Source organism: Alteracholeplasma palmae J233 (assembly GCF_000968055.1).
In the GTDB taxonomy this organism is placed as follows: Bacteria; Bacillota_I; Bacilli_A; order Acholeplasmatales; family Acholeplasmataceae; genus Alteracholeplasma; species Alteracholeplasma palmae.
The window spans coordinates 74,736-101,517 of sequence record NC_022538.1; the positions used below are offsets into that span (position 1 = coordinate 74,736).

30 protein-coding genes, 1 pseudogene, 2 riboswitches and 1 other annotated feature are annotated in these 26,782 nt (G+C 27.4%); of the genes and pseudogenes, 30 read left to right on the plus strand and 1 reads right to left on the minus strand.

The annotated features are described in order from the left end of the window. Positions 1-64 precede the first annotated feature (64 nt). The 14 genes from BN854_RS00270 (at position 65) to BN854_RS00335 (ending at position 15,720) form a co-directional block, all read left to right on the plus strand. Positions 65-250: a hypothetical protein gene (locus BN854_RS00270; protein ID WP_026654024.1), complete on the plus strand. Its 186-nt coding sequence runs from the start codon at positions 65-67 to the stop codon at positions 248-250. 137 nt (positions 251-387) lie between these two features. Then, positions 388-972: a type IV toxin-antitoxin system AbiEi family antitoxin domain-containing protein gene (locus tag BN854_RS00275; protein WP_026654025.1), complete on the plus strand. Its 585-nt coding sequence runs from the start codon at positions 388-390 to the stop codon at positions 970-972. Continuing rightward, positions 973-1,836 carry a nucleotidyl transferase AbiEii/AbiGii toxin family protein gene (locus BN854_RS00280; RefSeq protein WP_026654026.1) on the plus strand — a complete coding sequence of 288 codons (864 nt, stop codon included), beginning with the start codon at positions 973-975 and terminating at the stop codon, positions 1,834-1,836. Between the two features lie 66 nt (positions 1,837-1,902). Continuing rightward, positions 1,903-1,989, plus strand: a riboswitch (SAM riboswitch). Positions 1,990-2,047: 58 nt separating this feature from the next. Continuing rightward, positions 2,048-3,025, plus strand: a complete 978-nt coding sequence (locus BN854_RS00285; protein ID WP_026654027.1) for a methionine ABC transporter ATP-binding protein — start codon at positions 2,048-2,050, stop codon at positions 3,023-3,025. Further along, positions 3,018-3,671: a methionine ABC transporter permease gene (locus tag BN854_RS00290; protein WP_026654028.1), complete on the plus strand. Its 654-nt coding sequence runs from the start codon at positions 3,018-3,020 to the stop codon at positions 3,669-3,671. The genes BN854_RS00285 and BN854_RS00290 overlap by 8 nt, the downstream gene beginning before the upstream one ends. Before the next feature lie 23 nt (positions 3,672-3,694). Next, complete coding sequence (locus BN854_RS00295; RefSeq protein ID WP_026654029.1) at positions 3,695-4,507, plus strand: MetQ/NlpA family ABC transporter substrate-binding protein; 813 nt, start codon at positions 3,695-3,697, stop codon at positions 4,505-4,507. An 88-nt stretch (positions 4,508-4,595) separates the two neighbouring features. Then, the gene (locus BN854_RS00300) at positions 4,596-5,207 is read left to right on the plus strand and encodes a peptidase E (RefSeq protein ID WP_026654030.1); all 612 of its coding nucleotides are present in this window, start codon (positions 4,596-4,598) and stop codon (positions 5,205-5,207) included. A gap of 91 nt (positions 5,208-5,298) precedes the next feature. Continuing rightward, positions 5,299-7,620 (plus strand): ABC transporter ATP-binding protein/permease, encoded by a 2,322-nt coding sequence (locus tag BN854_RS00305; RefSeq protein ID WP_026654031.1) that lies wholly within the window; start codon positions 5,299-5,301, stop codon positions 7,618-7,620. Positions 7,621-7,854: 234 nt separating this feature from the next. Then, positions 7,855-10,608, plus strand: a complete 2,754-nt coding sequence (locus tag BN854_RS00310) for an ABC transporter ATP-binding protein/permease (protein WP_026654032.1) — start codon at positions 7,855-7,857, stop codon at positions 10,606-10,608. Positions 10,609-10,717: 109 nt separating this feature from the next. Then, a riboswitch (purine riboswitch) is annotated at positions 10,718-10,817 on the plus strand. A gap of 216 nt (positions 10,818-11,033) precedes the next feature. Further along, complete coding sequence (locus BN854_RS00315; protein ID WP_026654033.1) at positions 11,034-11,822, plus strand: immunoglobulin-like domain-containing protein; 789 nt, start codon at positions 11,034-11,036, stop codon at positions 11,820-11,822. 7 nt (positions 11,823-11,829) lie between these two features. Next, positions 11,830-13,110 (plus strand): endonuclease, encoded by a 1,281-nt coding sequence (locus tag BN854_RS07355; protein ID WP_052692983.1) that lies wholly within the window; start codon positions 11,830-11,832, stop codon positions 13,108-13,110. Positions 13,111-13,145: 35 nt separating this feature from the next. Beyond that, positions 13,146-13,338 (plus strand) — a binding site (T-box leader). Positions 13,339-13,389: 51 nt separating this feature from the next. Then, positions 13,390-14,667 (plus strand): serine--tRNA ligase, encoded by a 1,278-nt coding sequence (serS, locus tag BN854_RS00325; RefSeq protein ID WP_026654035.1) that lies wholly within the window; start codon positions 13,390-13,392, stop codon positions 14,665-14,667. 22 nt (positions 14,668-14,689) lie between these two features. Beyond that, entirely contained in the window at positions 14,690-15,151 is a 462-nt protein-coding gene (locus tag BN854_RS07360; protein ID WP_026654036.1) for an NUDIX domain-containing protein, read from the plus strand. A gap of 26 nt (positions 15,152-15,177) precedes the next feature. Further along, entirely contained in the window at positions 15,178-15,720 is a 543-nt protein-coding gene (locus BN854_RS00335) for a DNA alkylation repair protein (RefSeq protein ID WP_026654037.1), read from the plus strand. Here BN854_RS00335 and BN854_RS00340 read toward each other — a convergent pair. Next, on the minus strand, positions 15,717-16,133 hold the full coding sequence (locus BN854_RS00340; RefSeq protein ID WP_026654038.1) for an HIT family protein: 417 nt from the start codon (positions 16,131-16,133) through the stop codon (positions 15,717-15,719). The genes BN854_RS00335 and BN854_RS00340 overlap by 4 nt on opposite strands. A gap of 102 nt (positions 16,134-16,235) precedes the next feature. On the opposite strand from BN854_RS00340, the gene BN854_RS00345 reads away from it, so the two are divergent. From BN854_RS00345 to BN854_RS00410, 16 genes and pseudogenes are all read left to right on the plus strand, one after another. Then, positions 16,236-16,829: a phosphate propanoyltransferase gene (locus BN854_RS00345; protein ID WP_026654039.1), complete on the plus strand. Its 594-nt coding sequence runs from the start codon at positions 16,236-16,238 to the stop codon at positions 16,827-16,829. A gap of 172 nt (positions 16,830-17,001) precedes the next feature. After that, positions 17,002-17,412: a hypothetical protein gene (locus tag BN854_RS00350; RefSeq protein ID WP_026654040.1), complete on the plus strand. Its 411-nt coding sequence runs from the start codon at positions 17,002-17,004 to the stop codon at positions 17,410-17,412. A gap of 292 nt (positions 17,413-17,704) precedes the next feature. Beyond that, positions 17,705-17,872 carry a hypothetical protein gene (locus BN854_RS07820; RefSeq protein WP_157868331.1) on the plus strand — a complete coding sequence of 56 codons (168 nt, stop codon included), beginning with the start codon at positions 17,705-17,707 and terminating at the stop codon, positions 17,870-17,872. Between the two features lie 213 nt (positions 17,873-18,085). Then, on the plus strand, positions 18,086-18,361 hold the full coding sequence (locus tag BN854_RS00355; protein WP_045959638.1) for a hypothetical protein: 276 nt from the start codon (positions 18,086-18,088) through the stop codon (positions 18,359-18,361). Between the two features lie 49 nt (positions 18,362-18,410). Then, on the plus strand, positions 18,411-18,857 hold the full coding sequence (locus BN854_RS00360; RefSeq protein ID WP_026654041.1) for a hypothetical protein: 447 nt from the start codon (positions 18,411-18,413) through the stop codon (positions 18,855-18,857). After that, positions 18,854-19,141, plus strand: a complete 288-nt coding sequence (locus BN854_RS07915; protein WP_045959640.1) for a hypothetical protein — start codon at positions 18,854-18,856, stop codon at positions 19,139-19,141. Before BN854_RS00360 ends, BN854_RS07915 begins: the two co-directional genes overlap by 4 nt. 15 nt (positions 19,142-19,156) lie before the next feature. After that, positions 19,157-19,423, plus strand: a complete 267-nt coding sequence (locus BN854_RS00370; protein ID WP_026654042.1) for a hypothetical protein — start codon at positions 19,157-19,159, stop codon at positions 19,421-19,423. Between the two features lie 74 nt (positions 19,424-19,497). Further along, a complete protein-coding gene (locus tag BN854_RS00375) occupies positions 19,498-19,686 on the plus strand; it encodes a hypothetical protein (RefSeq protein ID WP_157868332.1) in 189 nt (62 codons plus the stop codon). A 389-nt stretch (positions 19,687-20,075) separates the two neighbouring features. Further along, positions 20,076-20,771: a hypothetical protein gene (locus tag BN854_RS00380; protein WP_026654044.1), complete on the plus strand. Its 696-nt coding sequence runs from the start codon at positions 20,076-20,078 to the stop codon at positions 20,769-20,771. Between the two features lie 63 nt (positions 20,772-20,834). Next, on the plus strand, positions 20,835-21,092 hold the full coding sequence (locus BN854_RS00385; RefSeq protein ID WP_026654045.1) for a hypothetical protein: 258 nt from the start codon (positions 20,835-20,837) through the stop codon (positions 21,090-21,092). Between the two features lie 53 nt (positions 21,093-21,145). After that, positions 21,146-21,430 carry a hypothetical protein gene (locus tag BN854_RS00390; RefSeq protein WP_045959642.1) on the plus strand — a complete coding sequence of 95 codons (285 nt, stop codon included), beginning with the start codon at positions 21,146-21,148 and terminating at the stop codon, positions 21,428-21,430. 57 nt (positions 21,431-21,487) lie between these two features. Beyond that, a complete protein-coding gene (locus tag BN854_RS00395; protein WP_026654049.1) occupies positions 21,488-22,165 on the plus strand; it encodes a hypothetical protein in 678 nt (225 codons plus the stop codon). A 761-nt stretch (positions 22,166-22,926) separates the two neighbouring features. Beyond that, positions 22,927-23,145, plus strand: a complete 219-nt coding sequence (locus BN854_RS08000) for a cysteine peptidase family C39 domain-containing protein (protein ID WP_026654057.1) — start codon at positions 22,927-22,929, stop codon at positions 23,143-23,145. Between the two features lie 52 nt (positions 23,146-23,197). Continuing rightward, a pseudogene (locus BN854_RS08040) lies at positions 23,198-25,132 on the plus strand (peptidase domain-containing ABC transporter). Beyond that, complete coding sequence (locus BN854_RS00405) at positions 25,125-25,613, plus strand: hypothetical protein (protein ID WP_026654079.1); 489 nt, start codon at positions 25,125-25,127, stop codon at positions 25,611-25,613. The pseudogene BN854_RS08040 and the gene BN854_RS00405 overlap by 8 nt, the downstream one beginning before the upstream one ends. Next, entirely contained in the window at positions 25,600-26,670 is a 1,071-nt protein-coding gene (locus BN854_RS00410) for a beta-barrel domain-containing protein (protein ID WP_045959644.1), read from the plus strand. The genes BN854_RS00405 and BN854_RS00410 overlap by 14 nt, the downstream gene beginning before the upstream one ends. The last annotated feature ends 112 nt before the right edge of the window (positions 26,671-26,782 follow it).

Here is a 26,782-nt window from a genome sequence, read left to right on the forward strand (position 1 = left end):
AGGTTGTTTTTATATTCAAACATAGAGATAAAATGTTACAATAGCTATATAAGGAGTTGGTAATATGGCAGATAGTATAAAAAAAGATCATGTGATACTCATATCAGAAGATGAATATAGTGGATTAATAGAAACACTTTATCTAAGTCAAAATAAAGAATATAAAGAATCTTTAATAGAAGGCTTAAAAGAAGACATAAATTTAGGCATTGAAGAAGATAGTAACTTATGGAATAATATTGATGAATAAAGGCAGATTGATTCTGCTTTTTTATTTATAAGATAGAAATAAGAATTTATTAACAAATTAGAATCAAAGAATAATATTGAATATATTGATTTCCTCCAAATAAAGTTGTATAATTGTTTTATATGGAGGAAATCAGTATGATTTTGACGACTAAGACATTATTTAATAAATACAAAAAATATAATAATATACAAGGAAAAATAGATAGAATGGTTCAAAAGGGTAAGTATATTCCTATTAATAAAGGTTTATATGAGACAAACTCTAAAATACCAGGTTATTATCTTTCAGTATATATATATAAACCATCATATCTTTCTTTTGAGTATGCACTTAGTCACCACGGGCTTATACCAGAAAGAGTATACACATATACAGCTGCAACCTTCAAAAAAAATAGAACTAAAACTTTTATAAACCAATTTGGAGAATACACATATAGGGATATACCTGAACAAGCCTTTCCATTAGAAGTTAAGATGTATCTTGAAAATAATTATATCTATTATATAGCAACTCCTGAAAAGGCATTATGTGATAAATTATATACTCTTGCTCCAGTTTACAGCCTAAAAGCGTTTAAGTCATTGCTATTTGAGGATTTGCGTATTGACTATCATGTATTTTCTAAACTGAATAAAGATAAAATCATTTTTTTATCTACCTTATATAAAAAAAGAAATTTAAAATATTTAAGTCAACTTATAAAGGAGATGTTTTAATTGACAATTATTGATCAAATGCTTGAAAAATATAGAACTGAGACTATAGAAGAAAAGAAAAATGCGATTAAAGAAATTATTCAAGAAATTGTACTTAGTGGTCTATCAAGAACTGGATTTTTTGATTATGCTGCTTTTTATGGTGGAACGGCACTAAGAATTTTTTATGGATTACCTAGATACTCAGAAGATTTAGACTTTAGTCTTTTAGTACCTAATAAAACGTTTGATTTAAATAGTTATTTACCTAGTCTGCTTAAAGAAGTAAGTGCTTTAGGACTTAATTTTGAAATTGAAGAAAAAGTTAAGACCATTGATTCTAATATTAAGTCAGCATTTATCAAAGGAAATACAAAGGAACAATTTTTAACTTTTTATCCCAAATCAAATGATTATTTAAGTATCATTAATAATGAGAAAATTAAGGTAAAGTTTGAAATTGACATTAATCCACCAAAGCATGCCACCACTGAATATAAATATGGACTCTTACCGTATCCATACGAAATACAAATATATGATATGCCTTCTCTTTTTGCAGGCAAAATACACGCAGTGTTATGTAGAGCTTGGAAAAATAGAATTAAAGGTAGAGATTTATATGATTATATATTTTATATAGGAAAAAAAACTAAGATAAATATGAAACATCTTCAAGAACGATTAATCCAGTCAGAGTTTATCAGATCTAGTGATGAATTTAGCCTTGAAATACTCAAAAGTATGTTAAAGGATAAATTTGGAAAAATAGATTATAATGAAGCTAAAAAAGATGTTTTACCATTTATAGCAGATTCAAAAGAACTAACGTTATGGACTAGCCATTTTTTTATTAGCATCACTGAAAATATAGAAGAAATATAAATTTGAGTTTTCTACTTTACAAACATAATTAATCTATGTTATAATCCATTCAATCAATTAAATAAGATCTTATTAAGAAGACGGGAGAGGTATAGCTCTGTGAACGTCTACCAACCAGCAAACGCAAGGTGGTAAAGCTATAAGCGATGAGGAAATCATTTTTATCTCTATCGCTTTTGATAGAGATTTTTTATTTAAAAGGAGTGATAAAATGATCAAACTAGAAAATATTACAAAAACATATAAGCTAAAAAATAAAGAAGAGTTTAAAGCTTTAGATAATATAAACCTAACTATAAATGAAAAAGAAGTGCTTGGGATCGTAGGTTATAGTGGTGCAGGCAAATCAAGTCTTTTAAGAATTATCAATTTACTTATTAAACCAACAAGCGGAAGAATAATTGTCGATAATAAAGATATGTTGACACTAAAAAGGAAAGAGTTAGAACGAATGCGCCATACCATTGGGATGGTCTTTCAAAATTTTAATTTATTAAATCAATTAACAGTTTACCAAAATATTAAGCTCATCTTAGATATATCTAACTATACAGAAGATAAAGAAAAAAGAATTATAGAAGTATTAACTCTTGTCAATCTACTAGATAAAAAAGATGAATATCCTTCAAAATTATCAGGAGGACAAAAACAAAGAGTAGGCATAGCACGTGCTATTGCTAATAAGCCTAAATATCTTTTATGTGATGAAATCACATCAGCACTTGATCAAAAAACATCAATTGAGGTTATAGAACTCTTAAAAGATATTAAAGAAAAAACAGATGTTACAATCATATTTATCACTCACCAAATAGATATGGTAAGAAAAATATGTGATAGAGTGATTGTTATGGAAGATGGAAAAATAGTTGAAGAAAATAAAACACTAGATTTATTTATTTCACCTCAATCTAGTGTATCTAAAAATTTAATTGAAACAGATTTAAAACTAGATTTAAATAAAAATGAAAACATTTATAGACTTATCTATAAAGGAAATACTAAAGAAACAATTTTAAGTGATGTCATAAAAAAATATCAAATTAACACAAGCATTCTAAAAGCTCAAACAATCGATATTAAAGATGAAGTCATAGGATATTTATTCATAGAAATTACCGGAGATAAAACGTTAGAGGCAATTAATTATCTTAAGAATAACAAAATAGAGGTAACACAATATGTTTAATTTATATATAAGTGCATATGACCAAAAAGAAATTATAAATGCCTTAAAAGACACACTTTACCTATTAAGCATTACATCTGTATTTTTGATTGTTGTTGGATTACTATTTGGATTCATTCTCTTTTTTACAGAACAATCTAAAAATCATATCATTCATAAAATAACAGGATTTATTGTAGATATCTTAAGATCTGTTCCTTTTATTATTCTGATGATTTTATTAATACCAGTGACAGTTATCTTAGTAGGAACTATCATAGGTGCTAAAGCAGCCCTACCTGCATTAATTATAAGTGCATCACCCTTTTATGCAAGATTAGTTTATATGTCATTAAGAGATATACCAAAAGGAAATATAGAGGCATTAGAAGCTATGGGAGCATCAAAGTTTACTAAGATAAGAATCCTTATTAAAGAAGCATTACCAAGTTTACTCTCAGGACTTACAGTATCACTTGTTACACTGGTGGGTTTTATCGCATCAGCAGGGGCAATCGGTGCTGGCGGATTAGGTGATTTAGCTAAAAGAAAGGCGTTTGCCTCAGAATATCCAGTGATGATTATTTGTATCATCTTAATATTAGTTATTGTATTTACAATTCAACTTACAGGCGATTATATCGTAAAAAAAATAGATAAAAGATAGAAAAAAGAAAAGGAAAAATAAAAATGAAAAAAACACTCACATTTATAACAGTCTTACTATTAAGTGTTATCTTAGTAGCATGTCAAAATAAAATAGAAGATCCAAAAACAATATACGTAGTAGCAACCCAAATACCACATGAAGAAATATTAAAAGAAGCAGAACCATTATTAAAAGAAAAAGGATACAAACTAGATATTACAGTAACAGATGATTACTATGTTCCAAATAAGGCGGTTGCTAATAAATCAGCTGATGTTAACTTCTTCCAACATATACCATTTTTTGATAAATATAATAGTGATGCAAAAGATAGTGAAAAATTAGTTAATGTTGCAGGCATCCATATTGAACCGATTGCCGCATATTCAAAAACTATTACTGATATTAATAATCTTCCAAATAATGCAAAAGTTCTAATTAGTAACTCAGAAGCAGACCATGGAAGAATTCTTTCAATACTTTCTCAAAATAATGTAGTAACATTAAATGAAGGTGTTGATACTTTAACAGCTAAGTTATCAGATATTAAAGAGAATCCTAAAAACATTACATTTAAACAAGTAGCACCAGAACTTCTAGCAACTACTTATAATACTGAATCAGATAGTCAGTTAGCATTTATTAATGGTAATTTTGCATTAACAGCTAAATTAGATAATAACCAAAAAGTATTAGTTGAAAGCCCAACTAATAACCCATATGTAAATATCTTAGCAGTTTTAAATGGTAGAGAAAACTTACCTAAAATTAAAGCCTTAATAGAAGTATTAACATCCAAAGACATCAAGGATTTTATTACAAATAAATACGCAGGATCAGTTATACCTGCATAAATCTTAAAAGGAAATTATTTTATAGTTTCCTTTTATTCTTATGAATAAAAAGGTATAATTAAATGAATAAAATCAGGAGGTCATTAAAATGAAAAAATTATATTTAACATCATCATTTAAAGACGTTGTAGAACTATTTTTATGTAACGAAGGTGATATTAAAGGAAAAACAGTTACTTTTATCCCAACAGCAAGCCTAGTAGAAAAAGTAAACTTTTTTGTAAAATCAGGTAAAAAAGCATTAGAATCATTAGGTTTAATAGTAGATGAATTAGAAATTACAAATGAAACTGAAGAACATATTATAAACACACTTCACAAAAATGATTATATATATGTTACAGGCGGAAACACATTCTTTTTATTACAAGAATTAAAAAGAAAAAACCTTCTAGAAGAGATTAATAAAGCGATTTTGAATGGTAAAGTATATATTGGAGAATCTGCGGGATCTATTATAACTTCTCCTAATATTTCATATGTAGAAAAAATGGATAGCATTAAAAAAGCACCAGAACTTACGAACTACGATGCATTAAACATTGTAGACTTCTATTTACTTCCACACCACGGCAATTTTCCTTTTAAAAACGCTGTAGAAAAAATTATTGAAACCTATCAAGATAAATTAGAATTAAAAGCTATTAGCAATCATGAAGTAATTTTTGTTAAAGACAATGAAGTTAGCTTATTAAAATAAACCTTTAATAAACCTTAAACAATTATCATAATACCCATGATTTCAAAGTATTTAGTATATAATTAAATATAGTTAAGAAAAGAGGGATACCATGTTAACAATAAAGAACATAAAAAAAGCGTATCAAGTTGGTGAAGAAGAAGTATTTGCATTAAAAGGAATTAACCTATCATTTAGACAAAAAGAGTTTGTTTCAATTCTAGGACAATCTGGAAGTGGAAAAACGACATTACTAAATATTATAGGTGGGTTAGATAAGTATACTTCAGGAGACTTGATTGTTGATGGTGTTTCTACTAAAAACTATAAAGATAAAGACTGGGATGCATATAGAAATCATAGAATAGGATTTGTATTCCAAAGCTATAATTTAATCCCACATTTAACAGTATTAAACAATGTTGAATTAGCTTTAACCTTATCAGGTGTTAATGCTAAAGAGAGAAAAGAGAAAGCAACTAAAGTTTTAACAAGAGTGGGGCTTATCGACCATTTAAATAAAAAGCCTAATCAATTATCAGGTGGGCAGATGCAAAGAGTTGCGATTGCTCGTGCCTTAGTTAATGAGCCTAATATTATCTTAGCAGATGAACCAACAGGAGCATTAGACAGTGAAACATCTGTTGAAATCATGGAATTATTAAAAGAAATTAGTCATGATAAATTAATCATTATGGTAACTCACAACCCTAATCTAGCTAAACAATATAGCTCAAGAACAGTTCAACTATTAGATGGACAAGTCGTTTCTGATACCAACCCATATAATGAAGAATCACAAGTAGCTAAACAAGATAGTAAAAATAAAACTTCAATGACATTTTTTACTGCTTTAAAATTAAGTTTAAAAAACTTAATGACTAAAAAAGTTAGAACGATTATTACTGCGTTTGCAGGCAGCATAGGAATCATAGGAGTAGCACTAGTATTATCTTTACAATATGGATTCAACCAATACTTAGATAAAATGGAAACAGATACTTTCTCAGGTATGCCTATTATAGTGAATCAAGTAGGATATGACTTAGAAAAAGTTACTACACAACAAAAAGAAGTAGAAAATGGTATTGGAGTTAACGAGAAATTAAGTTATTATATTAACCAAATTACTCCTGATTATATAAACTATTTAGAAACTAAAGCTAAACAACATACAAGTAATATCGGATACGTTTATGGTTTTGATAATAGGGCATCTTATAAAAATGAAAATGGCACATTTAACTGGCTAAGTAATAGCTCATTACCAAGTGGAAGATCAGAACAATTTATTGGTGAACCTATTGCAAGTTCTAAGTTTCTAGAAGAACAATTCCTAATAGAAGGAAAGAATATAGATGACAATGCTTTTGAAGCTATTGTGATTGCAAATAGATATAATAGAGTTGATGAAGAAATACTTAAATTTTTAGGACTTTCTACAACTGAAGTTATTACATATGACAAAATTATTGGTAAAACATTTAAACTATATGATAATGATTTATATTTAACTAAAAAAGATGGCAAATATTCTCAAGACTTAGGTAAAATATTCCTAAATCAAGATAAAGCAATAAATGTTACAATTGTTGGTGTAGCAAAACCAAGAACGCAATTCTTAACTTTGCCAACTCAAATTATGTATACAAAAAAAGTTCAAGAAGAACTTATTTCTAGAAATAGCATATCAGAAATAGTTGTTGAACAAAAAGAAGTAATTAATAACGCTACAAGTATAACAAACATTACAAATCTTCTAACAGGAAATCCATTTACTTTAGAAAATATACTTAAAGTTCAAGATGTATTAGCTTCTATTGGAGTGAGTGTGAAACTAGATAAAACATTATTAAAAACAACAGAAATAGTTCCTAAACAGATAAATATTTACCCATCTAATTTTGATGGAAAAAACGATTTAAAAAATGTTTTAAATGCATATAATGAAGGTAAGGAAGAAGCAGATAAAATTATCTTTGTTGATCAAGCAGGGTTCGCAATTGGTATGATTAAGAATGTTATGAATTCTATTTCAGCAGTCTTAATTGCCTTTTCTGCAATTTCACTTATTGTATCATCAGTTATGATTGGAATTATTACATATACATCAGTTCTAGAAAGAACAAAAGAAATAGGTGTCCTAAGAAGTATAGGGGCAAGAAAAAAAGATATTTCAAGAGTATTTAATGCAGAGTCTATCATTATAGGATTCTTAGCGGGTACTTTAGGAGTTATTATCACATATGCAATTAACCCATTAGTTAGTTTAGCACTTGAAAGTGCAACAGAAACAAGCGGAATTGCTAATTTATATTACTTATATGCTATAGGTCTTATAGGAGTCAGTATGCTACTTACATTTATAGCAGGACTTATCCCATCTAGAATAGCAGCTAAAAAAGATCCAGTTGTAGCACTTAGAACAGAATAATAAAATTTAAGAAGACTATAAGTAATGAGGTAACCAAATACTTCCCAACTTATAGTCTTTTTTGTTACTAAATATTAAAATAAACTGAATTTTCACATATCTTGTTAAATAAAAATCATTTTATAAGAAATAACCTTATAGGTATCAAGTATGTTTCAAATAAGAGTCAAATTTTTACATTTATTATGATATAATCAAATAAATCAAAATTATAGACAGAAAGGGGATAAGCAGATGATAGAATTAAATAATATTACAAGAATATACAAACCTAAAAGAGGGGTTGAAGTTAAAGCATTAAATAGTGTGAGTGTTAAATTCCAAGATAAAGGGATGGTTTTTGTTCTTGGTAAATCAGGAAGTGGGAAATCAACTTTATTAAATATTATTGGAGGACTTGATAAATATGATGAGGGTGATTTGCTGATACAAGGTAAAACCACCCAGGATTTTAAACAGTCAGATTTTGATTCATATAGAAATACAATGATTGGATTTATATTTCAAGAATATAACGTATTAGATGAATTTACAGTTGCACAAAATATTGGACTAGCACTTCAACTTCAAGGAAAGAAGATGACAAGTGAAGCAATTAATGAAATTTTAGATTCTGTTGACTTAACAGGATTTGGAGATAGAAAACCAAATGAATTATCAGGAGGACAAAAACAAAGAGTCGCAATCGCTCGTGCCCTAGTTAAAGATCCTAAAATAATCATGGCCGATGAACCAACAGGAGCACTTGACAGTGATACAGGGAAACAAGTTTTTGAAACATTAAAAAAACTATCTCAAGAAAAACTAGTTATCATTGTTTCACATGATCGTGACTTTGCAGAAAAATACGGCTCACGTGTTATAGAGTTTAAAGATGGGGATATTATTAGAGACGTTACTAAAGTATCTCTTGATCAAGATGAAATAAAGCCACTGATACTTGATTCAGAAGGAATTAGGATTGCTGCTGGGTACCAACTAACACCAAATGACGTAAGTGTCATTAATTCATATTTAGCAAAATCTAAATCAGAAGTTAAGGCAATTACACATATTGAAAACAATCAAGGAACAAAAGCATCTAGTTTTGTTCAAACAGATATGAATAAAATTAAATCAAGCGATGAAGAATATGCAGCAATTAAGTCAAGACTACCATTTAAAGCTAGTCTTAAAATGGGTGCTTCAGCACTTAAACATAAGCGTATTCGCTTAGTATTCTCAATTATCTTAGCATCAATTTCATTAGTCTTATTTGGTCTAGCGGATACAATGGGAAGCTATAATAAAGAAACAGCAACACTCAAATCAATGAGAGATTCTAATGTAAACTATTTAGCATTTGAAAAGAATTTCATTTCAAAAAGATCAGATGGACTAGTAATAAATAATCAAGATATCGAACAAAATGATATTGAAAAACTTAACAAGATCAATAATAAAGTTCAATTTAAGCCAATTGTTAATTTTGGTGAGTACAATAGACTTAGATATTCAGCTTATCAGAGCTATGGAAGCTATTCTAATAATGGAATGATTAATTCTTCAGGAGAATTGAGTGGTTTTGCACAATTAAACGAACAAGAAATTTCAAATTATGGATTCTCTTTGACTGGTAAATTACCAGTTAAAAGTAATGAAGTAGTTTTACCTAGCATAGCATTCGAAGTGTTTAAAAAATATGGGTATGAAAATCCAACGGATAATTCGCGTGTTACTATTAATAATGAAAGTGATTTAATTGGAAAAAAATTAGATATTAATACTAACGAACAATCGTATAAATTTACCATTGTAGGAGTAGTAGATACTAAACTTGATTTTGAACGATATAATAAATCTAATTTAGTAAATATTTCTTACTATTTACTATATAATGAGTTATCAACTTTATTACATTATACATATCATGGGGCTTTATTCGTTTCAGATAGTTTCTTAAATGATCACTTTGTTAATGTAAGATATAATGGACAAGACGTTAATATAAGTACATATAATGAAAATTTTAAAAATATTAAGTATGTAGATGGATTTAGTGAAAAAGATATTAGAGATAATCAAGTGGTTATCCCATACAACAAGATTTATAAATATAATCTAGAGCAATATATCAGACAACAACTAAGGGATTCTTACAATGATAAAGAAAAATTTGATAAAATTATCAAAGAAGTAGAAGAAAAGCATGGTAAAAAACCAGAATATACGTCTGACTCATGGTATATAGAAAAATACATAGAAATTTTAGGTGACTTTGATGATTTAGAAAATCCATACATATATAAAGCCCTAGAAGAACGATTAAGAAATATGGATGATAGTGTAGATTATAAACCTGTAAAAGTTATAGGCGTTACTACAGATAATAATGAAAAAGTAATTGTTTCTAGTGATATGTTCAAGTTATTTGAAAGTAAGCAAGCGAAAAAAATTATTTCAATTGTTGGCTATTTCAACGATTTATCTGATCAAGAATTACTTGACTTTATTAAATTAAATTACATTGATAATGGGGTTGCCTATAAGTTAAAAAATCAAGTGATGGCAACATTAGAAGATCTTAACTCTACTATTGAAGTTGCGGCTAAAGGTTTTATTTATGTTGGTATTGGATTTTCAGTATTTGCGTCTCTTTTAATGCTTAACTTTATTAGCGCTAGCGTTGCTAATAAGAAAAAAGAAATAGGTATCTTAAGAGCAATTGGCGCAAGAGGAAAAGATGTCTTAAGTATTTTCTCAAAAGAAGCGTTAATTATTGCATTAATTAATTATGTACTTGCGATGATTGGAGTTATAATTGCTATTTCATGGTTTAATAGTATGTTAAGAGAAGAATATGATATTCTTATTACAATTTTAAATCTAGGCATTAGACAATTTGCTTTAGTTTTATTAGTAAGCGTTACAGTTGCCTTTATAGCAGCAGCTATTCCAGTACTTTCAATTGCACGTAAACGCCCAATTGATGCAATCAGAGATAAATAAATATAAAATGAATTAAAAAATCACAATATAGACACAATACCTATTTTTATACAGGTGTGTATAATTGTGATTTTTTATTCTGTATAAAGGTTGTAAAAATAATAATTGGTGGTATACTAAAATTATAAATCATATAATTGACCTAATATGGTGGTCTAGTTTCTACCACACAACCTTATTGTGTGACTATGATAAAGATTCTTGTAATTAAATAGTAAAGAGCAAGTAAACTATATGTATAAAATTGTGTATGCTCTTCCCATACAAGTTTTTGTTGATATAATAAGAATACAACATAAACTTTGGAGGATGAAGATGAATAAATTATACGACTTGTTTCAACTAAATAATACAAATTCTTTTTTCATATTCCAGAGACAAAGCCACTTATAGTGGTTTTTTATATGTAAAAAGGAGAAGAATACATGAAGAAAATAGTTACAACAGTTGTTTTATTTGCGCTATCATTAGTATTGGTAGCATGTGGAAAAGGAAGTTCTGCATTAACAGATGCTAAAGAGGCTTTACAAATACAATATCAAGCTGGAGATCAATATGATTCAGTAACAAGAGATATTACATTACCTACATCTTTAGGATCCTATGAAGGACTAACAATTGAATGGGCAAGTGATAATCAATCTCTTGTAATAGAAGGAACTAAGGGAAAAGTAGTTCAAGGTTCAGAAAATATAACAGTTAATTTAACTGCAACTCTTAAATTAGATGGTAAAGAAGAAACTAAACCATTTTCTATAGTAGTGATTAAAAAAGAAGTTGTTGAATTAGCTTTATCAATAAAGAGTAAGTATGTAGGTGAACCTTATGGTGAATCGCTTTCAGATGGTTTAATTGATGAACACTTGCAAATGAGTGCAGAATCAAATCTTACAGTTTCTTTTTTTGCAGAAAACAGTAAAACTAAAACTATATTCAATAATAAATTTCAAGAAACACGTTTGTATCCAGGAAGTAAAAATGGCAGTAAATTAGTAATAACTGCTCTAAATGGCAAAAAAATCACTAAAGTAGAAGTTGTTTTTGGACCACAAAATGGTGGATTATCTGTTAATGGATTAGAAGCAAATAAAACTATTTCTGAAAAAATTTCTGTTGACATTGATTCATTAGAAAGTGTAACATTGCAAAATGTTGCGGATGCCACAAGTGGAAATAGAATAGACATTAAAGAAATTATTGTAACAATTAAATAAATAAAGTATGAAAAAAACAATACTAACAATCTTATGCTTCATGACAACTATTATTTTAGTAGCATGTGATTCTGATAAAAGACAAACATACACAGTAACTTATAAAAGCGATAACTCTTTATATGAAACACAAATATATAAAGAAGGAGATTATGTTAAATTACCACAAAATCCAGAATTAGAAGGTTTTGAATTTGAATACTGGTTTATTGATGATAAAAGATTTGATATAAGTCAATCAGTTACCAAAAATTTAGAATTAATCGCAAAATTTAAAGAAAAAAAATATGATTATACTGTTTCTTTCTATGATGGGAAAAAACTATATAAAAGCCAAAAATTAAAAGCTAATGCCTTTGCTAAAAGTGAAACTATTACCAAAGAAAATCACAGCTTTAAAGGCTGGTATACTAATACAGGACTGACAGAAATATATAATTTTTCTACACCTATTACAAAAAATATTAACCTTTATGCTAAGTGGGAAAAAGTTATTGAGCAGTTAGATGATCTAAATGCACCATATACACCGCAAAATAATGATAATTACTATGGTGATATTAAAACTAAAATAGGAAATGACTTACGTAGTAGTTTAAATAGTAGACTATATCAAGGATCAACCATTAAAACTTACAGTTCATCTAAGTGGGACACTTTACAAAAAGCAGACTTAGTGAATGAAACCTCAAATAAAGTTTGGTTAATCTATAGTAGTGAACAACGCTCAGTTAATAATAATGGTGGTGGCAGTGGTCAATGGAATAAAGAACATGTTATTGCTCAAAAATGGATGAAAGATATTGGCGCTGTAGGTAATACAGGTGATCAACATAATTTACGTGCCGCGGATGTTGATACTAATAGTGATAGAGGAAACAAACGCTTCACAGAAGGTAGTGGAACATTTATAAATAATTCTAATTCCTATTACCCAGGAGATGAACACAAAGGTGATGTTGCTAGAATCATTATGTATATGATGGTGATGTTACCTAAGTTAACTATTAATCAAATCTTTGAACCATCTAATGGATATGATATTTTACTAAAATGGCACAAGGAAGATCCTGTAAGTACATTTGAATTAAGAAGAAATGATAAAATATATGAAGATCAAGGTAATAGGAATCCATTTATTGATTATCCAGAATTTGCAGAATCAATATGGGCTAAAGAAACTACTAAAGCATCTAGTATATTTAACTTTTATCAATCAAAATTAACTCAATTTAACTTTATTGAAACTACAATTATTTTAGATAGTAAAAAAAGATTTAATTTATAATAACTTGACAATTTATTAAAATCATTTAAAATATAGGTAACACGAAAAAGAGACTAGTACTTTAAATTGTTTTTTAAAGAGAGTTCGCGTTTGGTGCAAGCGAATATAAACAGTTAAACGAATCTACTCTTTAGTGACACTAATCCTGTCCGTATCTCTGCGTTAAAGAGTTTAAAGCTAGGTATTCCTAGAAAATAAGGTGGCACCGCGTATATTAACGCCCTTAAGATATAATTATCTTAAGGGTTTTTATTTTTATAAAAGGAAAGGAAGTATAACATGTTAGATTTAAAGTATATTACAGAAAATACAGAAGAAGCAATCACCCAATTAGAAAAAAGAAAAGGTGACTTTTCATATATAAGAAAAATCCCTTTATTACAAGAAGAAAGAAAACAACTGATTGTAGAATCAGAAAGTTTAAAAGCTAAAAGAAATGAAACTTCTAAACTAGTAGGACAATATAAAAGAGATAAAAAAGATACAACCGAGCTTTTGGCAGAAGTTGCACATATTGGAGATGAAGTTAAAGCATTAGATAATAAACTGGAAGAAATTGAAAAAGAAATCTTTAACTTATTATCAATTACACCCAATATCTTAAATGCTTCAGTGCCAGTAGGAAAAGATGATTCTGAAAATATTGAACTTTATAAAGTAGGAGAACCTAAAAAGTTTGCTTTCCCAGTTAAAGATCATGTTGAGCTGGGAGAAAAATTAGGAATCTTTGATTTTGAAAGAGCTGCTAAAATTACAGGAAGTAGATTTGTTGTCGATAAAGGATTAGGAGCTAGACTAGAACGTTCATTAATTCAATTTATGATGGATTTACATAGCCAACAAAATGGCTATACAGAAATTATTCCTCCATACATTGTCAATGAAAAATCAATGTTTGCCACAGGACAATTTCCAAAGTTTAAAGAAGATTCATATAAAGTAGGAACTGATGAAGATAGTTGGTATTTAAACCCAACAGCTGAAGTACCTACAATCAATTTATACCGTGATGAAATTATTGATGTTGATTTATTACCTATTAAATATGTATCATATACAACTGCATTTAGATCAGAAGCTGGTTCTGCAGGACGTGATACGAAAGGTATTTTAAGACAACACCAATTTAATAAAGTAGAATTAATCAAATTTACTAAACCAGAAGATTCATATAATGAATTAGAACTTATGCTTAAAAACTCTGAAGAAGTCCTAAAATTATTAGAAATCCCATACCGTGTTGTTACATTATGTTCAGGTGATGTTGGATTTAGTATGGCAAAAACATATGATATTGAAGTATGGTTACCAGGACAAAATACATATAGAGAAATAGGTTCTATCAGTAATGCAGAAGATTTTCAAGCAAGACGTGCAAATATTAGATTTAAAAGAACAAAAGATAGCAAAACTGAATATGTTCATACATTAAATGGATCAGGATTAGCTGTTGGTAGAACAATGATTGCGATCATTGAAAACTATCAAAATGAAGATGGAACAATTTCTATTCCTAAAGTATTACAACCATATATGAAAGTAGACGTTATTAAATAAAAACTATTTAAAAGGAGTTTACATGAACTATTGTCCTAACTGTGGAAATAAACTAGAGATAAGAAACGAAAAAACAAAAGAGTGTTTGAAGTGTGGGTATATCGATTGGAACAATTTGGTAAATGTTTCATCGATTGTTGTTGCATACTATAAAGATCAATTTGTAATGGTTAGATTAAAAGAAAATAATAAAATTACTTTTCCTGGTGGATATAGAGACTTAGGAGAAACATTAGAAGAAGCAGCTAGAAGAGAGTTTTTTGAAGAAACAGGAATGACAGTTAACCATTTAGACGTTTTTAAGACATATACAAAAGATTCACAACATCTAGTATGGATAGTTTATAAAGCCTCAATTGAAGAAGTGAGTTTTATTGATAACAATGAAACAAGTGAAATCATTTTGGTTAAAGATGCCAAAGATATTTTACAAGATGAACTTAGGGGTAACTTAACAAAACAGTTATTTGATGATTTGGTATAATTTATTTAAAAAAGGGAGTTATAAAGATGAATCATGATATTTTAGAGGAAATAGACTTTAAACTAGCTAATCATACAATTTTATTTTCTGATATGACTATTCTAATAAAGAAAAAGAAACTATATGATCTAAAGTACTTTTCTTACTATGAATCATGGTTATATAAATACGTTGATAGTTGGGGTAAATGTGATGTTTTTTGTTATAGAGTTTTAAACCCAATGATTCAAAAGTATCCTAATTTATATGAACATATAAAAAAGTGGGCACATTCTGAACAAATATATGTTAGAAGAGCCGCACCGGTAAGTTTGATTATTTCATCTCAAAATTTTAGTGTAAACTACGATGTTGATAAAATTTTAGAAATATGTAATTTATTAAAAAATGATAACCATATTCATGTTCAAAAAGGTATAGGGTGGCTTTTAAAGTATGCATACTTAAGCTATCCTGAATCTATAAAAGACTACCTTATTAGAAATAAACAAGATATAAGTAAAATAACATTTACATATGCATTAGAAAAAATGCCTATGACATTAAAAATGCAGTTAAAAAAATATTAGTTTAATGAGCTAATGATAAGATTTTGTCTTTCTATAAACATTTCTTTGGAAGTTTTATCCATATTATTTTCAAAAACAAAATTTAACTCATTACTTTCATATCTTGGAATAATATGTACATGATAATGGAAAACAGTTTGCCCAGCAACCTCACCATTATTATTAAGTAAATTAATACCCTTAATATTAAAAGCTTTAAACATACCTTTACTTATTTTTTGAACAACTTTAAAAAGATGAGATAAGGTTTCTTCAGGTACTTCAGTAATATCTTTATACTCATTTTTAGTTACTACTAAAGTATGACCTTTAGACGCTTGTGTAATATCTAGAAAAGCTAAAACTAAATCATCTTCATAAACAATATAACTTGGAATTTCTCTATTAATAATTTTTGTAAAAATAGTAGACATTTATATCACTCCCTTAATTAAGTATTATAGCATGAAATGTTTGAAAGAAATATAAAACAGTGGTATAATATTTGCGGTAAGAACCAAGGGAGGAAACAAAAAATGAAAAAAATTCCAGTGGGTATTTCAGGACGTCACGTACATCTAACCCAAGAACACTTAGATATTTTATTTGGAGAAAAAAACTACAAATTAACAGAGTTTAAAGCACTAAGCCAACCAGGACAATATGCAGCAGATGAAAAAATCGATGTTGTAAGCCCAGAAGGTAAAGTACTAGCGGGTGTAAGAATCTTAGGACCAGTTAGACCAGCTAGCCAAGTTGAAATTTCAAAAAGTGATGCAATCAGATTTAAATTTATCGCACCAGTAAGATCATCAGGTGATGTTAAAGGATCTGGAAAAGCAACATTAGTAGGGCCTAAAGGACAAGTTGAAATTGAAGAAGGCGTAATTATTGCTGATAGACATATTCACTTTTCATTAGAAGATGCTAAAGAATTTGGTGTTACTGACAGACAAGTAGTAAGTATTAAAGTTGGTGGAGAAAAACCAGGATTATTAGAAAACGTATTATGCCGTGTAAGTGATAAATTCAAATTAGATTGTCACCTAGATACAGACGATGGTGCAGCTTTCTTATTAACTAACGGAGATACTGTTGAATTAGTTAAAAAATTTCAAATCGTTGAATAATAATTAAAATTAACTTGGGTACGTCTTTAAGATGTACCTTGTTTTATTGAATAAAGTTTTATTTTTTTAAAAATAATCATATAATATAGGTAAAGAGCTGTTAATGATAGTTCATTTTTTTAGGCTCTATTAAAAATTTCAATATAGCCAATTAATAAAAATAGGAGGTAATATGGATAATTTAGTATTTGATTTAGTTTGGGAAGATGAGACATTATTGGAAGTATGTGTAACTGCAATCACAGATCGTATTAAAATATCTCAGAATATTTATATGAATCAAGAAATCATAAAACAGTTGAGTGAATCAATTAATCACTTTATTAATGATATTTCTAAAAAAGAATATTTTGAAAGTGGACCCAAGGTAGGAAATTATACTCCTGCATTTTCTATAGAAATAAAAAATATAGGAAAAAATTCTTTAGTTTGTATGGAAGTAGATATGGAGATAGCTGATAACCCAGAAAGAATCCATAGATGTAAATTTTATTTGTATACTGAGTTGGGGTTATTAGAAAGATTTTCAAAAAGAATTTTAAGTCTTCAATTAAATAGATCAGTTGGGTTACTTGATTATTAATTTGTCTATATCAAATAAGTAATATCAATAGATTTCATTTAATCTAAAAAAATAGCATGTCAGACACTTTAAAAAAGTTGAAAACAACTGTGTTGACATTAAAAAATACACATGATAGAATATAGACTATTAATAGGGATTGTAAATAGAAAATTAAAGGGGCTAATTTTATCATTTTTGTTATAGGAAACAATCCGATTATATTAGATTTTTATCTATTTAGATAAAACTTTTATAGTTGGTTTTTTTTATAAAATGATTAAGTGACGGTTTATTTTGAAAGAAGGATAATATGCAAATTTTATATGCAATATGTTCAGTACTAAGTTTAATGATGTGTCAAACCATATTAATAAATATCATAAAAGCTATTAAAACTAAAAACATGAATGGCATATCAACAAGTTTAACTAATAAGACAACATTGGTTATTTTTCAAACAATTCTCTTTTTACTATAAGCCGTGAAGTAATGGGAAAATATTTTTTTAATCTATTATTATTTATAATATTAATTATTCCACTATTTACTGTTGATAAAAGCGAATCTAGAGAATTTAATAGAGAGTTTAAATTGTCTTTAGCATTATCATTACCCATATTAATTATTTATACATGTGTGTTTTTAGTGATTCTTTAGATCAAAATAAGTTTAAGAAAATAAGGTGACTTTTATGGACACAAGGAAATTAGATTTAAGAATATTAATCATTCAGATATTTGTATCAGTTTTTGTTATTATTCAGTATGCTTTGTTTATATATAACATGAATAACAACCAGGATAATTTTATCTTTAAATTACAAAATCTTTGTGCAATGGTATCAGTTGTCTTTTTAAATTATTCTTATAGATTAATAAGCAAGGGTAGTAATAAAAAAGCAGTCATTCTTTTAATAGGAACTTTAATTGCTAGCATTTTATTTATAGTTGCTCAATTTAATTACTAATATAAGTTAATCATCATATTTCATCAATGAAGAAAGGGGATTTATTAGTATGATTAGACATCACTATTATCATAAGACAGGACTCGCTCTTGTAGGATTTATATGCCCAGTAATCCCACTATTAACTATAGGCATTGATTATGAATCTATTCTTTTTATTCCAATATATATGCTTCTTATATATATAATGATAAATAATCTTAGTAAGTTTTTTAATTACAGGATAAAAATGGGTATTTATTATAAGAAAAGAGGAGTAGAAAAAGTTTTACTAATTTCTTATTTCATATCATTGATCCTTGTTTCTATACTACATCCGTCTCTTATTTTAAGAAATGGAGAAATCCAAATAATTAACGGAACAAATTTATTTTGGCTGATACCATTAATTGCTATTTGCATATACATTCGTTATAATTCTGTCCAATGGAAAAAGAACTTTCATTTACAGACTACTAGTTTTGAAATAGAAGAGAATAAAGGTGTTTATAAATGAAAAAGAGAATATCATTTTATTTGTTATCAATCGCGATAGTGAACCTATGTATTAGTATTTCAAGAAAATTAACAAATTCTGTCATCTCTATTATTTTAATTTGGATTGGAATTATTTTATGCTTTGGAATATGTATCTACGCAGGAAGAAAATTTAATGTAGAAGAAGATAAAGTTAAGGTTAAAAACCCCTCTATACAGAAAACATATCTGATTAGCTTTGTTATTGTTTCAACAATTTTAGTAGCACTTTTAATATGGGAAATAATTTTGAGGTTTAACTAAAAAGGAGATTTAAACATGGAAGTTTACCAAATCGTAATTATATTTACAACTTTTATCATACTGTCATTGCTTACTAGTATTTTAATTATTAAAATGTTTCCTAAGAATAAAAGTAAGAATATAAATAATAATAATATGTCTCTATTCTTTACTGTTTCAATGGTATTTGCCTGCTTACTTGGAATATTTGTGACAATGTCTAAAAACAATATGGATCTGATAGTAACGATTTGTGCTTTATTGATTGGATATGGTGTAATTATTTTTAAAATAAGAAGTTAGTAATAATATCTAGTATATACAAGTTTCAAAAGTATTAGAAAGCCTAGGAAAAGATGTTAAAAAAAGATAAAAATATGAACTTACTAGTTTTTATAGTGTTTAGTTCAACACTAACAACAATCAGTATACTATTAGGAAATCCAGTAAATAAAGATTATTTTTATATTATGGGATTAATTGTTTGTGTTATAACTATTAGTTTAGTAGCATTATTACTAGTAAATATGTTTAAGAATAGAGGGATCAATAATGGAAAAAAATAAATGAATTTTTAATTCGATTATTAGGTAATAAGTCTAGTTTAGTCTTTATTATAGTATGCTTTTGGTCATCAATGGCTATCAATATTTTGGCATTAAATATGCCTCATTATTTTAAGTTATTGAGAGTGATTGCATTTTTTATAATAGTTATAGGAGGCTTTTTCGCTATTATTAGAATTTTAATTGTTTTTATAAGAAATAAAAAGATTAATAAAATAGAATAACTTTTTGTAAAAGTAAATTAAAAGTAGTGAAATAAGGATTAGTAATACATATTGTAACGGCAAACAGAATCCTTCTTTCTTAGACTTATAAATTTAATCATTGGTAATCCTATAAATAGTACTAGAAGCAACTGTATATGATTAAATAGATTGGATGGTAGAAATATGGTGAGTAAAAAAGAAAAGCAAGTTTATTTTAATATATTTCTCTTTTTTACAGTGATTTCAGCAGCGATACTAGCAATTTTTTGGTATAGTGATATCTTTGCTCATATTGTTTCAATTGTTGTCGTTATCAATAGCTTACTAGTAATTCTTGCAACTATAGAAATATTTGTAATAGCTAAAGCAAAAAAAATTAGAGAAGAAGAGATTACTGCTATATTTGTTAAGAAAAATAAGATAGGAATAAGTAATGAAAAATTTGTAGAAAGATTTATTTATGGAATATCAATAATAGTAATGATTATGGGGTTTTCAGTAGTAGGGAATAATTTTGTTGTAAAAGGCGAAGTTTTTATTACTATTATCACAAGTGTATTGGTAGCGATGTTTTATTTTTTATCATTTATCATGTTTTTAAAAGAGTATATAAACAATTATTTTGAACAACGTATAAATGAAATTGAAATAAAAGAGCAGATGAAGAAAAATAGAATACACTTTAGAAGCAATATAACAATACAAATATTAACATATTTAGGGTATCTATTAATTACACTTATTTATAGTGTCTTGTATATTGAAAAAATAATAAATAAAAAAATGTATATACTATTTATTATAGTTTTTACAATGAATTATTTTATACTAAGTATTACTATTTTAATATATAAAAGACATCATTATTGCAATAATTAGATGTCTTGTTAAATTTTATAACTCAAAAGATGTGAGCATAGGCAAGAAAGGGGTAATGAACTAATGATTAAAGGTGCTAAGGCAGAATGGGTATTTCTGTTATTAATAACTTTTTTAGATGTAAACATGGCTATTATGGCAAATGTTTGGTGGGGCTATCTGTTATTAGGGATAGAAGTTTTTTCATTGATCATTGCAATTGTGTTATATTTAATTCAATATATTGATAAAGAAAAGTTTTCAACCTTTTTAACAGTCGTTGTTCTACAAAGTGTATTAACATTTTGTACACTTGGAATATTTATAGTAATTCAGCAATAGATTTAAAGAGAATCAACATGTTTAAAAGTATTTAAAACGAAAGGTAAAACAATATGACAACACTATATTTTTTATTGATTATTATGCCGTTTGCCTTAGCAATCATAACTACAATAAGCATCTTGTGTTTTTTTCAAATGAAAAAAGAAAAGAGATTTTTAAAAATTCTTTTAGCGTTTATACCAGTATGGATTTCTGCAATTATTTGTACAATAGTTGTCCCTAATGATATTGATTCTATTGTTAAACCTGCAAAAATAGTATCGTTCTTCTTGCCAATTTTTTGGATTCTTATAATTACGATGGTTCAAAAAATGAAATGTCTGAAAGAGCATTAGAGCTTAGTATATTGATTGAAATATTTATTCAACTAGAAAATAAAAGGAGGTATTAAAATGGTTAAAAGTAAAGTGCTTCGTGGAATTCCTGGTTTTATCTGTTGTTTACTGATTATTCCAATGATTATCAACGTATTTTTAAGTTCAACAGTTGAGGGCTATGCTAATCCTACTTTTATGAATATATCAAAAATATTATTTATTATAGGAATAGTAATGATTTCAATTATCATCATCCTCAATTTTCTAATATCAAGAAAAAGAAAAGCCATATATACTAATATAATAAAGAATCAAAAAAAATATGTAGAGGGTAAACAACGTTTAGAGAAACTTTTAAAAATACCACAAGCTAGACTCAATATAATGAATACATATTTATATATGACTTATGCTGATATTAGAGGGCTTAATTTAGATGAAGCGACTAAAGGGTTTCATCAGTTAAAAGAACTAGCTGTTTATTTTAAGGCAGGACCATTGTTTTCTATACTCCCTTCTTATTATTTAATCCTAATTTATTATTACTTAGATAAAGATGAAAACTTAAAAAGTGAGATTAAGTACTTTAGAAAGTATAGTTTTAATTTAAAGAATAACACTTACAAAATTTTAATAGATCATGTTTATATGATAGATAATAATGAACTTTTTAAATTAAGAAATTCTTTAAAAAACAGCGAGGGTAATCTTTTTATAGAAAGTATTATAGATAAAATAGAGCGTCAGCTTTAAATTTAAGTTATATAGTTTGATCGTAGTTATAAGAACTAGCATTGGAGAATTGAAATGAATCAATTAAACAGTCAAAAAAAAATACTGGTATTTTACTTATTATAGGTATTCTTTTTGCTTTACTTGGAACAGTTGTTGTTAAAATTAAGGTAGATCGTAAATGGATACTAACAGGGTCAAGTTATTCTATGTTAACAATTTCTTTTGTATGCATACTGTCATCTTTTAAATTTGTTTATAATTATATAACAAGTGAAAAGAAGTATATGTTTCCAAAAATTACTGTTATAGTTGGAGTTACACTCGGAATTTGTTTATTATGGTTTTCATTTTTTTATTCACTAACATTTTGAAAGATATTAAATCATATTAATTAGCAAATATCTAATCGATTAACTTGATAAAACATAAAATATTTATTTTTTAAAGCCTTATAAATATATGTTTGTTAAAAACATTAAGGGCTTAATAAGGCTGTCTATATTAAAAAAAGTATATTAATAATTAGAGTTATATACTTTTTAAAAAGGGATAGATAATAGACACTTTAAAAAAATTCAAGACAACTGTGTTGACAATAGATAAAGCACATGCTAGAATATGAAACATATAACGGGGATTTTAAATAAGTATATAGAGGGAAAAATTATATATTTTTTAGCATACAAAAACAATCCAGTTATATGAGTTTTATCTAAATAAGATAATACTTTTAAAGAAGGGTTGTTTTTTAATAAAAGGGAAAAGAAGGAATGGTAAGTATGAAGAGAATACACGTAAGACAACACGATCAAACTGATTGTGCAGCTGCGAGTTTGGCAACAGTTTCCATATTTTATGGTAGAGAAATTACTATCTCTAAACTAAGAGATATATGTGGAACAGATATCAAAGGAACAAGCGTTGCTGGATTAGTAGAAGGAGCTAAACAATTAGGTTTTGATGCTAAGTCAGTTAGAATCTCAGAAGAGATAGTTTAAAAAAGAAAGTTTAACATATCCATTAATCGCTCATGTTATTAATGAATATGGTATGTCACACTTTATAGTTGTTTATAAAGTAACAAAGAAAAAAGTATATATTTCTGATCCAGCTAAAGATATTAAAACATTAACAGTAGATGAGTTTTTTAAAATCTATGATGGTATTTCTATCTTAATTAAACCTAGTGATACTTTTTCAGGAGAAAAAGTAAAACAAGGAAGTATACTAACTAAGTTTTTAAAACTATTGACGCCACATAAAAAACTGTTTATTATGGCAATTATTTCAAGTTTATTTTTAACAGTGTTAGGAATTGTTTCTAACTTTTTCAATCAAATCTTGATTGATGAAATATTACCGTTTAATCTTAAAAATCAATTAACTGTTTTTGCGATAGGTTTTTTAGTCATATCAGTGATTAATATTGTGCTAAGTTTTATTAGAAGTCATATTTTATTGTATCTATCACAAAAAATAGATATTCCACTCACATTGGGATATTATAAACATATTTTTTCTTTACCAATGAAGTTTTTTGGGACAAGAAAAACAGGAGATATTCTTACAAGATTTCAAGATGCACAAACGATTAAAAGTGTTTTATCAGGAATAGCCTTATCTATTTTAATTGATATTACAATGGTGAGTATAACAGGTGTTGTTCTATATTTTATGAATGCTAAATTATTTGTGATTGTCTTAATCGCAACCCTAATTAATATCGCCTGAGTATATATCTTTAAAAGACCCTATAAGGCACTGAATTTAATTCAGATGGAACAAGGTGCTAAATTAAACTCAGTGATGATTGAATCACTAAAAGGTGTTGAAACGATTAAAGCGAATGCTTTAGAAGAAGAAAGATTAGAACAAATTGAAAATAGTTATATAGACGCAGTTAAAACAGGCTTTAAAGAAGGTGTTTTATCTAATACCCAACAAACAATTTCAGGCTTGATTGGAACGATTATTAATATTGTGATGTTATGGGTTGGAGCCCTTTCTGTAATGAATGGAGAAATCACGTTAGGGGCACTTATGACATTTACATCTATGGCAGGTTTTTTTATGGATCCAGTAGGTAGATTAGTTGGGTTACAGCTTCAAATTCAAGAATCACAAATAGCTATGAAAAGACTTTCTGAAATTTATGATACAGAATCTGAACAACTTACTAAAAAAGCTAAAGACATAGATTTAAACAAAGATATTAAACTAGAAGAAGTAACCTTTAGATATGGTAGTAGAAGTCCTGTGATTAGTGATTTAAACTTAGATATAAAGGCTAATAGTAAAGTAGCTATTGTAGGTCAATCTGGTAGTGGTAAAACAACATTAGCTAAGCTTATTCTTGGTTTATGGACTGTAGAATCTGGCAAAGTTTCTATCGGTAATACAGAAGTATCAGATATAGATTATAGTTATCTAAGACAAAATATTTCTTATGTAAATCAGAACATTGAGTTGTTTAGTGGAAGTATTAAAGAAAATATTCAAATGGTAAATAGAGATTCTACACAAGAAAAAATACAAAATGCTTTAAAGATTGCTCACTGTGATTTTGTGAGTAAATTACCTGGAGGAATAGAAAACTTCTTAGAAGAAGCAGGAGCTAACCTTTCTGGTGGAGAAAGACAAAGATTAGCTATTGCAAGAGCACTTGTAAAAGATTCTAAAATAATTGTTTTAGATGAGGCAACTTCTAATCTTGACTTTGTTACTGAGCAGATTATATATAGAAATTTATTTAGAAGTAATTTTACGCAAACAATGATTTTTATTGCCCATAGATTATCTTCTATTAGATATTGTGACAAGATTATCGTGATGGATAAAGGTAAATTAGTAGAAGAAGGTAAGCATGATGAACTTCTATTAAAGAAGGGGCATTACTATAAACTATGGCAGTCTCAAAATAATGATATTATGAGTGATTATTTATTAGATCAAAATAACGAAGGGGAAGAAGTTATTTATGAGTAGAGAAATTTTAATTGAAGAAAATAAAGTATTAAAACTTAAGAATGTTTTAGTTAGACCAATAACCTTTGATGATGAGGAAGGTCTAGATAAAAAGATTTATATGATGGAAAACTATATTAAGACAAAAGGATTAGAAAATGTAGGTCCACTTATTCTTTATACAACAGTTGTTGGAACAGAAAATCCTAAACTTTTTATGAAAGCGATGATGCAGTTAAAATCAAAACATGAAATCCCTATGCCACCATATGAATATGTAGAAGAATTTAAAGTAGGTCCATGCTTATTCGCAAGATTTAAAGGAAAAGAAGAATCTTCTAGTATTGCACAAAATAAGTTACAAGTCTATGCTTATGAAAATGGTTTAATACTAGATTCTAAATCCTATAATGTATTTAAAGAAAAAAATGAAAATTATACAGTCATAGATACCTTTATTCCAATTATTGGAAAGGAGGATATTGAATTTGAAAACATATGATTTACATGAGCTTAAAAGTAGTGTGATTCAATATAATAAAAAAGTTCCAAACTTTCTTTTTTGGATCTTAACAGTTATTGTTACACTAGTTACTTTCATTCTTATCTTGGCACATTTTACATACAAAGAAGAAGTTATTAGGTCAACAGGAATGATTAGCACAACAGGTAAAACTCATATCATGAGTTTAACTGGTGGAGAGATTAAAGAAGTACATAAGCCAAATGGAAGTTATGTTGAAAAAGGCGAAGTGATTCTTTCATTAAATACAATTTCTGTTGATGTACAAATAAAAGCATTAAATGAAAAATTAGAATATATGACTAAAGAAGTTGATGGGTTTGACTCATTTATTAAAGCATTAGAAAACTTTGATTTAGAAGATATAGATAAAAATAAGAACCCTTTTGAAAAAGGAGAACTTTATTTAACTTATGAAACTTTCTTAGAATCTATTAGAAATAGCACAGAGGATAAACCACAAGAAGAGCTAAAAAAAGAAAGACAAACTATGATTAATCAATATCTATCACAATACTATTCTCAGAAGAAACAGTATCAATATGAGTTAGTGGGGTTAAAAGGCCAAAAAGAGGCCTATGAATTATCTCTTACAACCTATCAAATAGTAGCTCAAGAAAAAGGTTATATCAACTATCAAGTTAACCTTACAAAAGGTATGGTAGTAGGAAATGACTCATTAGGGACTATTAGTGAAAGAGTAGAAAATGCTAATAGTAGGGTAGAAGGCTATATAAGTGCTCAATATAGATCATTTATTAAAGAAGAGGATTTAGTTGAGATGGTTATTGCAGGGCTTCCACAATCAGATTATGGCATGATTAGAGGCACTATAGAAAGTATTTCTACAGATAGTATTGTTAATGAAGATCAAGTCTTATATAAAATCATTGTTAAACCAGAGAAATTAGAACTATCTAAAAGAAATAGTAAAGTAGCATTAACCTCAGGGCAAGTAAGTGAAATGAGAATTAAGTATCATAAAACAACTTGGCTCAATTGGGGATTAGAGAAGTTAGGTATCATTAATAAATAATATGGGAACAATATAAAGGGTGAGTAAGCATAAAGGTAGGTGAGATAGTAAAGATTAGATCACTTGGTATATTGAATTGGTAACATACTATAAAGAAATATATAAAATAAGG

Bases quoted from the DNA above. Each gene is read 5' to 3' on its own strand.
- BN854_RS08000 (WP_026654057.1), top strand. From the start codon at position 22,927: ATGAAGAGAATACACGTAAGACAACACGATCAAACTGATTGTGCAGCT.
- BN854_RS00270 (WP_026654024.1), top strand. From the start codon at position 65: ATGGCAGATAGTATAAAAAAAGATCATGTGATACTCATATCAGAAGAT.
- BN854_RS00350 (WP_026654040.1), top strand. From the start codon at position 17,002: ATGGATAATTTAGTATTTGATTTAGTTTGGGAAGATGAGACATTATTG.
- BN854_RS00380 (WP_026654044.1), top strand. From the start codon at position 20,076: ATGGTGAGTAAAAAAGAAAAGCAAGTTTATTTTAATATATTTCTCTTT.
- BN854_RS00360 (WP_026654041.1), top strand. From the start codon at position 18,411: ATGATTAGACATCACTATTATCATAAGACAGGACTCGCTCTTGTAGGA.
- BN854_RS00370 (WP_026654042.1), top strand. From the start codon at position 19,157: ATGGAAGTTTACCAAATCGTAATTATATTTACAACTTTTATCATACTG.
- BN854_RS00345 (WP_026654039.1), top strand. From the start codon at position 16,236: ATGAAAAAAATTCCAGTGGGTATTTCAGGACGTCACGTACATCTAACC.
- BN854_RS00275 (WP_026654025.1), top strand. From the start codon at position 388: ATGATTTTGACGACTAAGACATTATTTAATAAATACAAAAAATATAAT.
- BN854_RS00315 (WP_026654033.1), top strand. From the start codon at position 11,034: ATGAAGAAAATAGTTACAACAGTTGTTTTATTTGCGCTATCATTAGTA.
- BN854_RS00385 (WP_026654045.1), top strand. From the start codon at position 20,835: ATGATTAAAGGTGCTAAGGCAGAATGGGTATTTCTGTTATTAATAACT.
- BN854_RS00285 (WP_026654027.1), top strand. From the start codon at position 2,048: ATGATCAAACTAGAAAATATTACAAAAACATATAAGCTAAAAAATAAA.
- BN854_RS00390 (WP_045959642.1), top strand. From the start codon at position 21,146: ATGACAACACTATATTTTTTATTGATTATTATGCCGTTTGCCTTAGCA.
- BN854_RS07355 (WP_052692983.1), top strand. From the start codon at position 11,830: ATGAAAAAAACAATACTAACAATCTTATGCTTCATGACAACTATTATT.
- BN854_RS00375 (WP_157868332.1), top strand. From the start codon at position 19,498: ATGAACTTACTAGTTTTTATAGTGTTTAGTTCAACACTAACAACAATC.
- serS (WP_026654035.1), top strand. From the start codon at position 13,390: ATGTTAGATTTAAAGTATATTACAGAAAATACAGAAGAAGCAATCACC.
- BN854_RS00305 (WP_026654031.1), top strand. From the start codon at position 5,299: ATGTTAACAATAAAGAACATAAAAAAAGCGTATCAAGTTGGTGAAGAA.
- BN854_RS00335 (WP_026654037.1), top strand. From the start codon at position 15,178: ATGAATCATGATATTTTAGAGGAAATAGACTTTAAACTAGCTAATCAT.
- BN854_RS00295 (WP_026654029.1), top strand. From the start codon at position 3,695: ATGAAAAAAACACTCACATTTATAACAGTCTTACTATTAAGTGTTATC.
- BN854_RS00355 (WP_045959638.1), top strand. From the start codon at position 18,086: ATGGACACAAGGAAATTAGATTTAAGAATATTAATCATTCAGATATTT.
- BN854_RS00310 (WP_026654032.1), top strand. From the start codon at position 7,855: ATGATAGAATTAAATAATATTACAAGAATATACAAACCTAAAAGAGGG.
- BN854_RS00290 (WP_026654028.1), top strand. From the start codon at position 3,018: ATGTTTAATTTATATATAAGTGCATATGACCAAAAAGAAATTATAAAT.
- BN854_RS07820 (WP_157868331.1), top strand. From the start codon at position 17,705: ATGCAAATTTTATATGCAATATGTTCAGTACTAAGTTTAATGATGTGT.
- BN854_RS00300 (WP_026654030.1), top strand. From the start codon at position 4,596: ATGAAAAAATTATATTTAACATCATCATTTAAAGACGTTGTAGAACTA.
- BN854_RS07915 (WP_045959640.1), top strand. From the start codon at position 18,854: ATGAAAAAGAGAATATCATTTTATTTGTTATCAATCGCGATAGTGAAC.
- BN854_RS00395 (WP_026654049.1), top strand. From the start codon at position 21,488: ATGGTTAAAAGTAAAGTGCTTCGTGGAATTCCTGGTTTTATCTGTTGT.
- BN854_RS00405 (WP_026654079.1), top strand. From the start codon at position 25,125: ATGAGTAGAGAAATTTTAATTGAAGAAAATAAAGTATTAAAACTTAAG.
- BN854_RS00340 (WP_026654038.1), bottom strand. From the start codon at position 16,133: ATGTCTACTATTTTTACAAAAATTATTAATAGAGAAATTCCAAGTTAT.
- BN854_RS07360 (WP_026654036.1), top strand. From the start codon at position 14,690: ATGAACTATTGTCCTAACTGTGGAAATAAACTAGAGATAAGAAACGAA.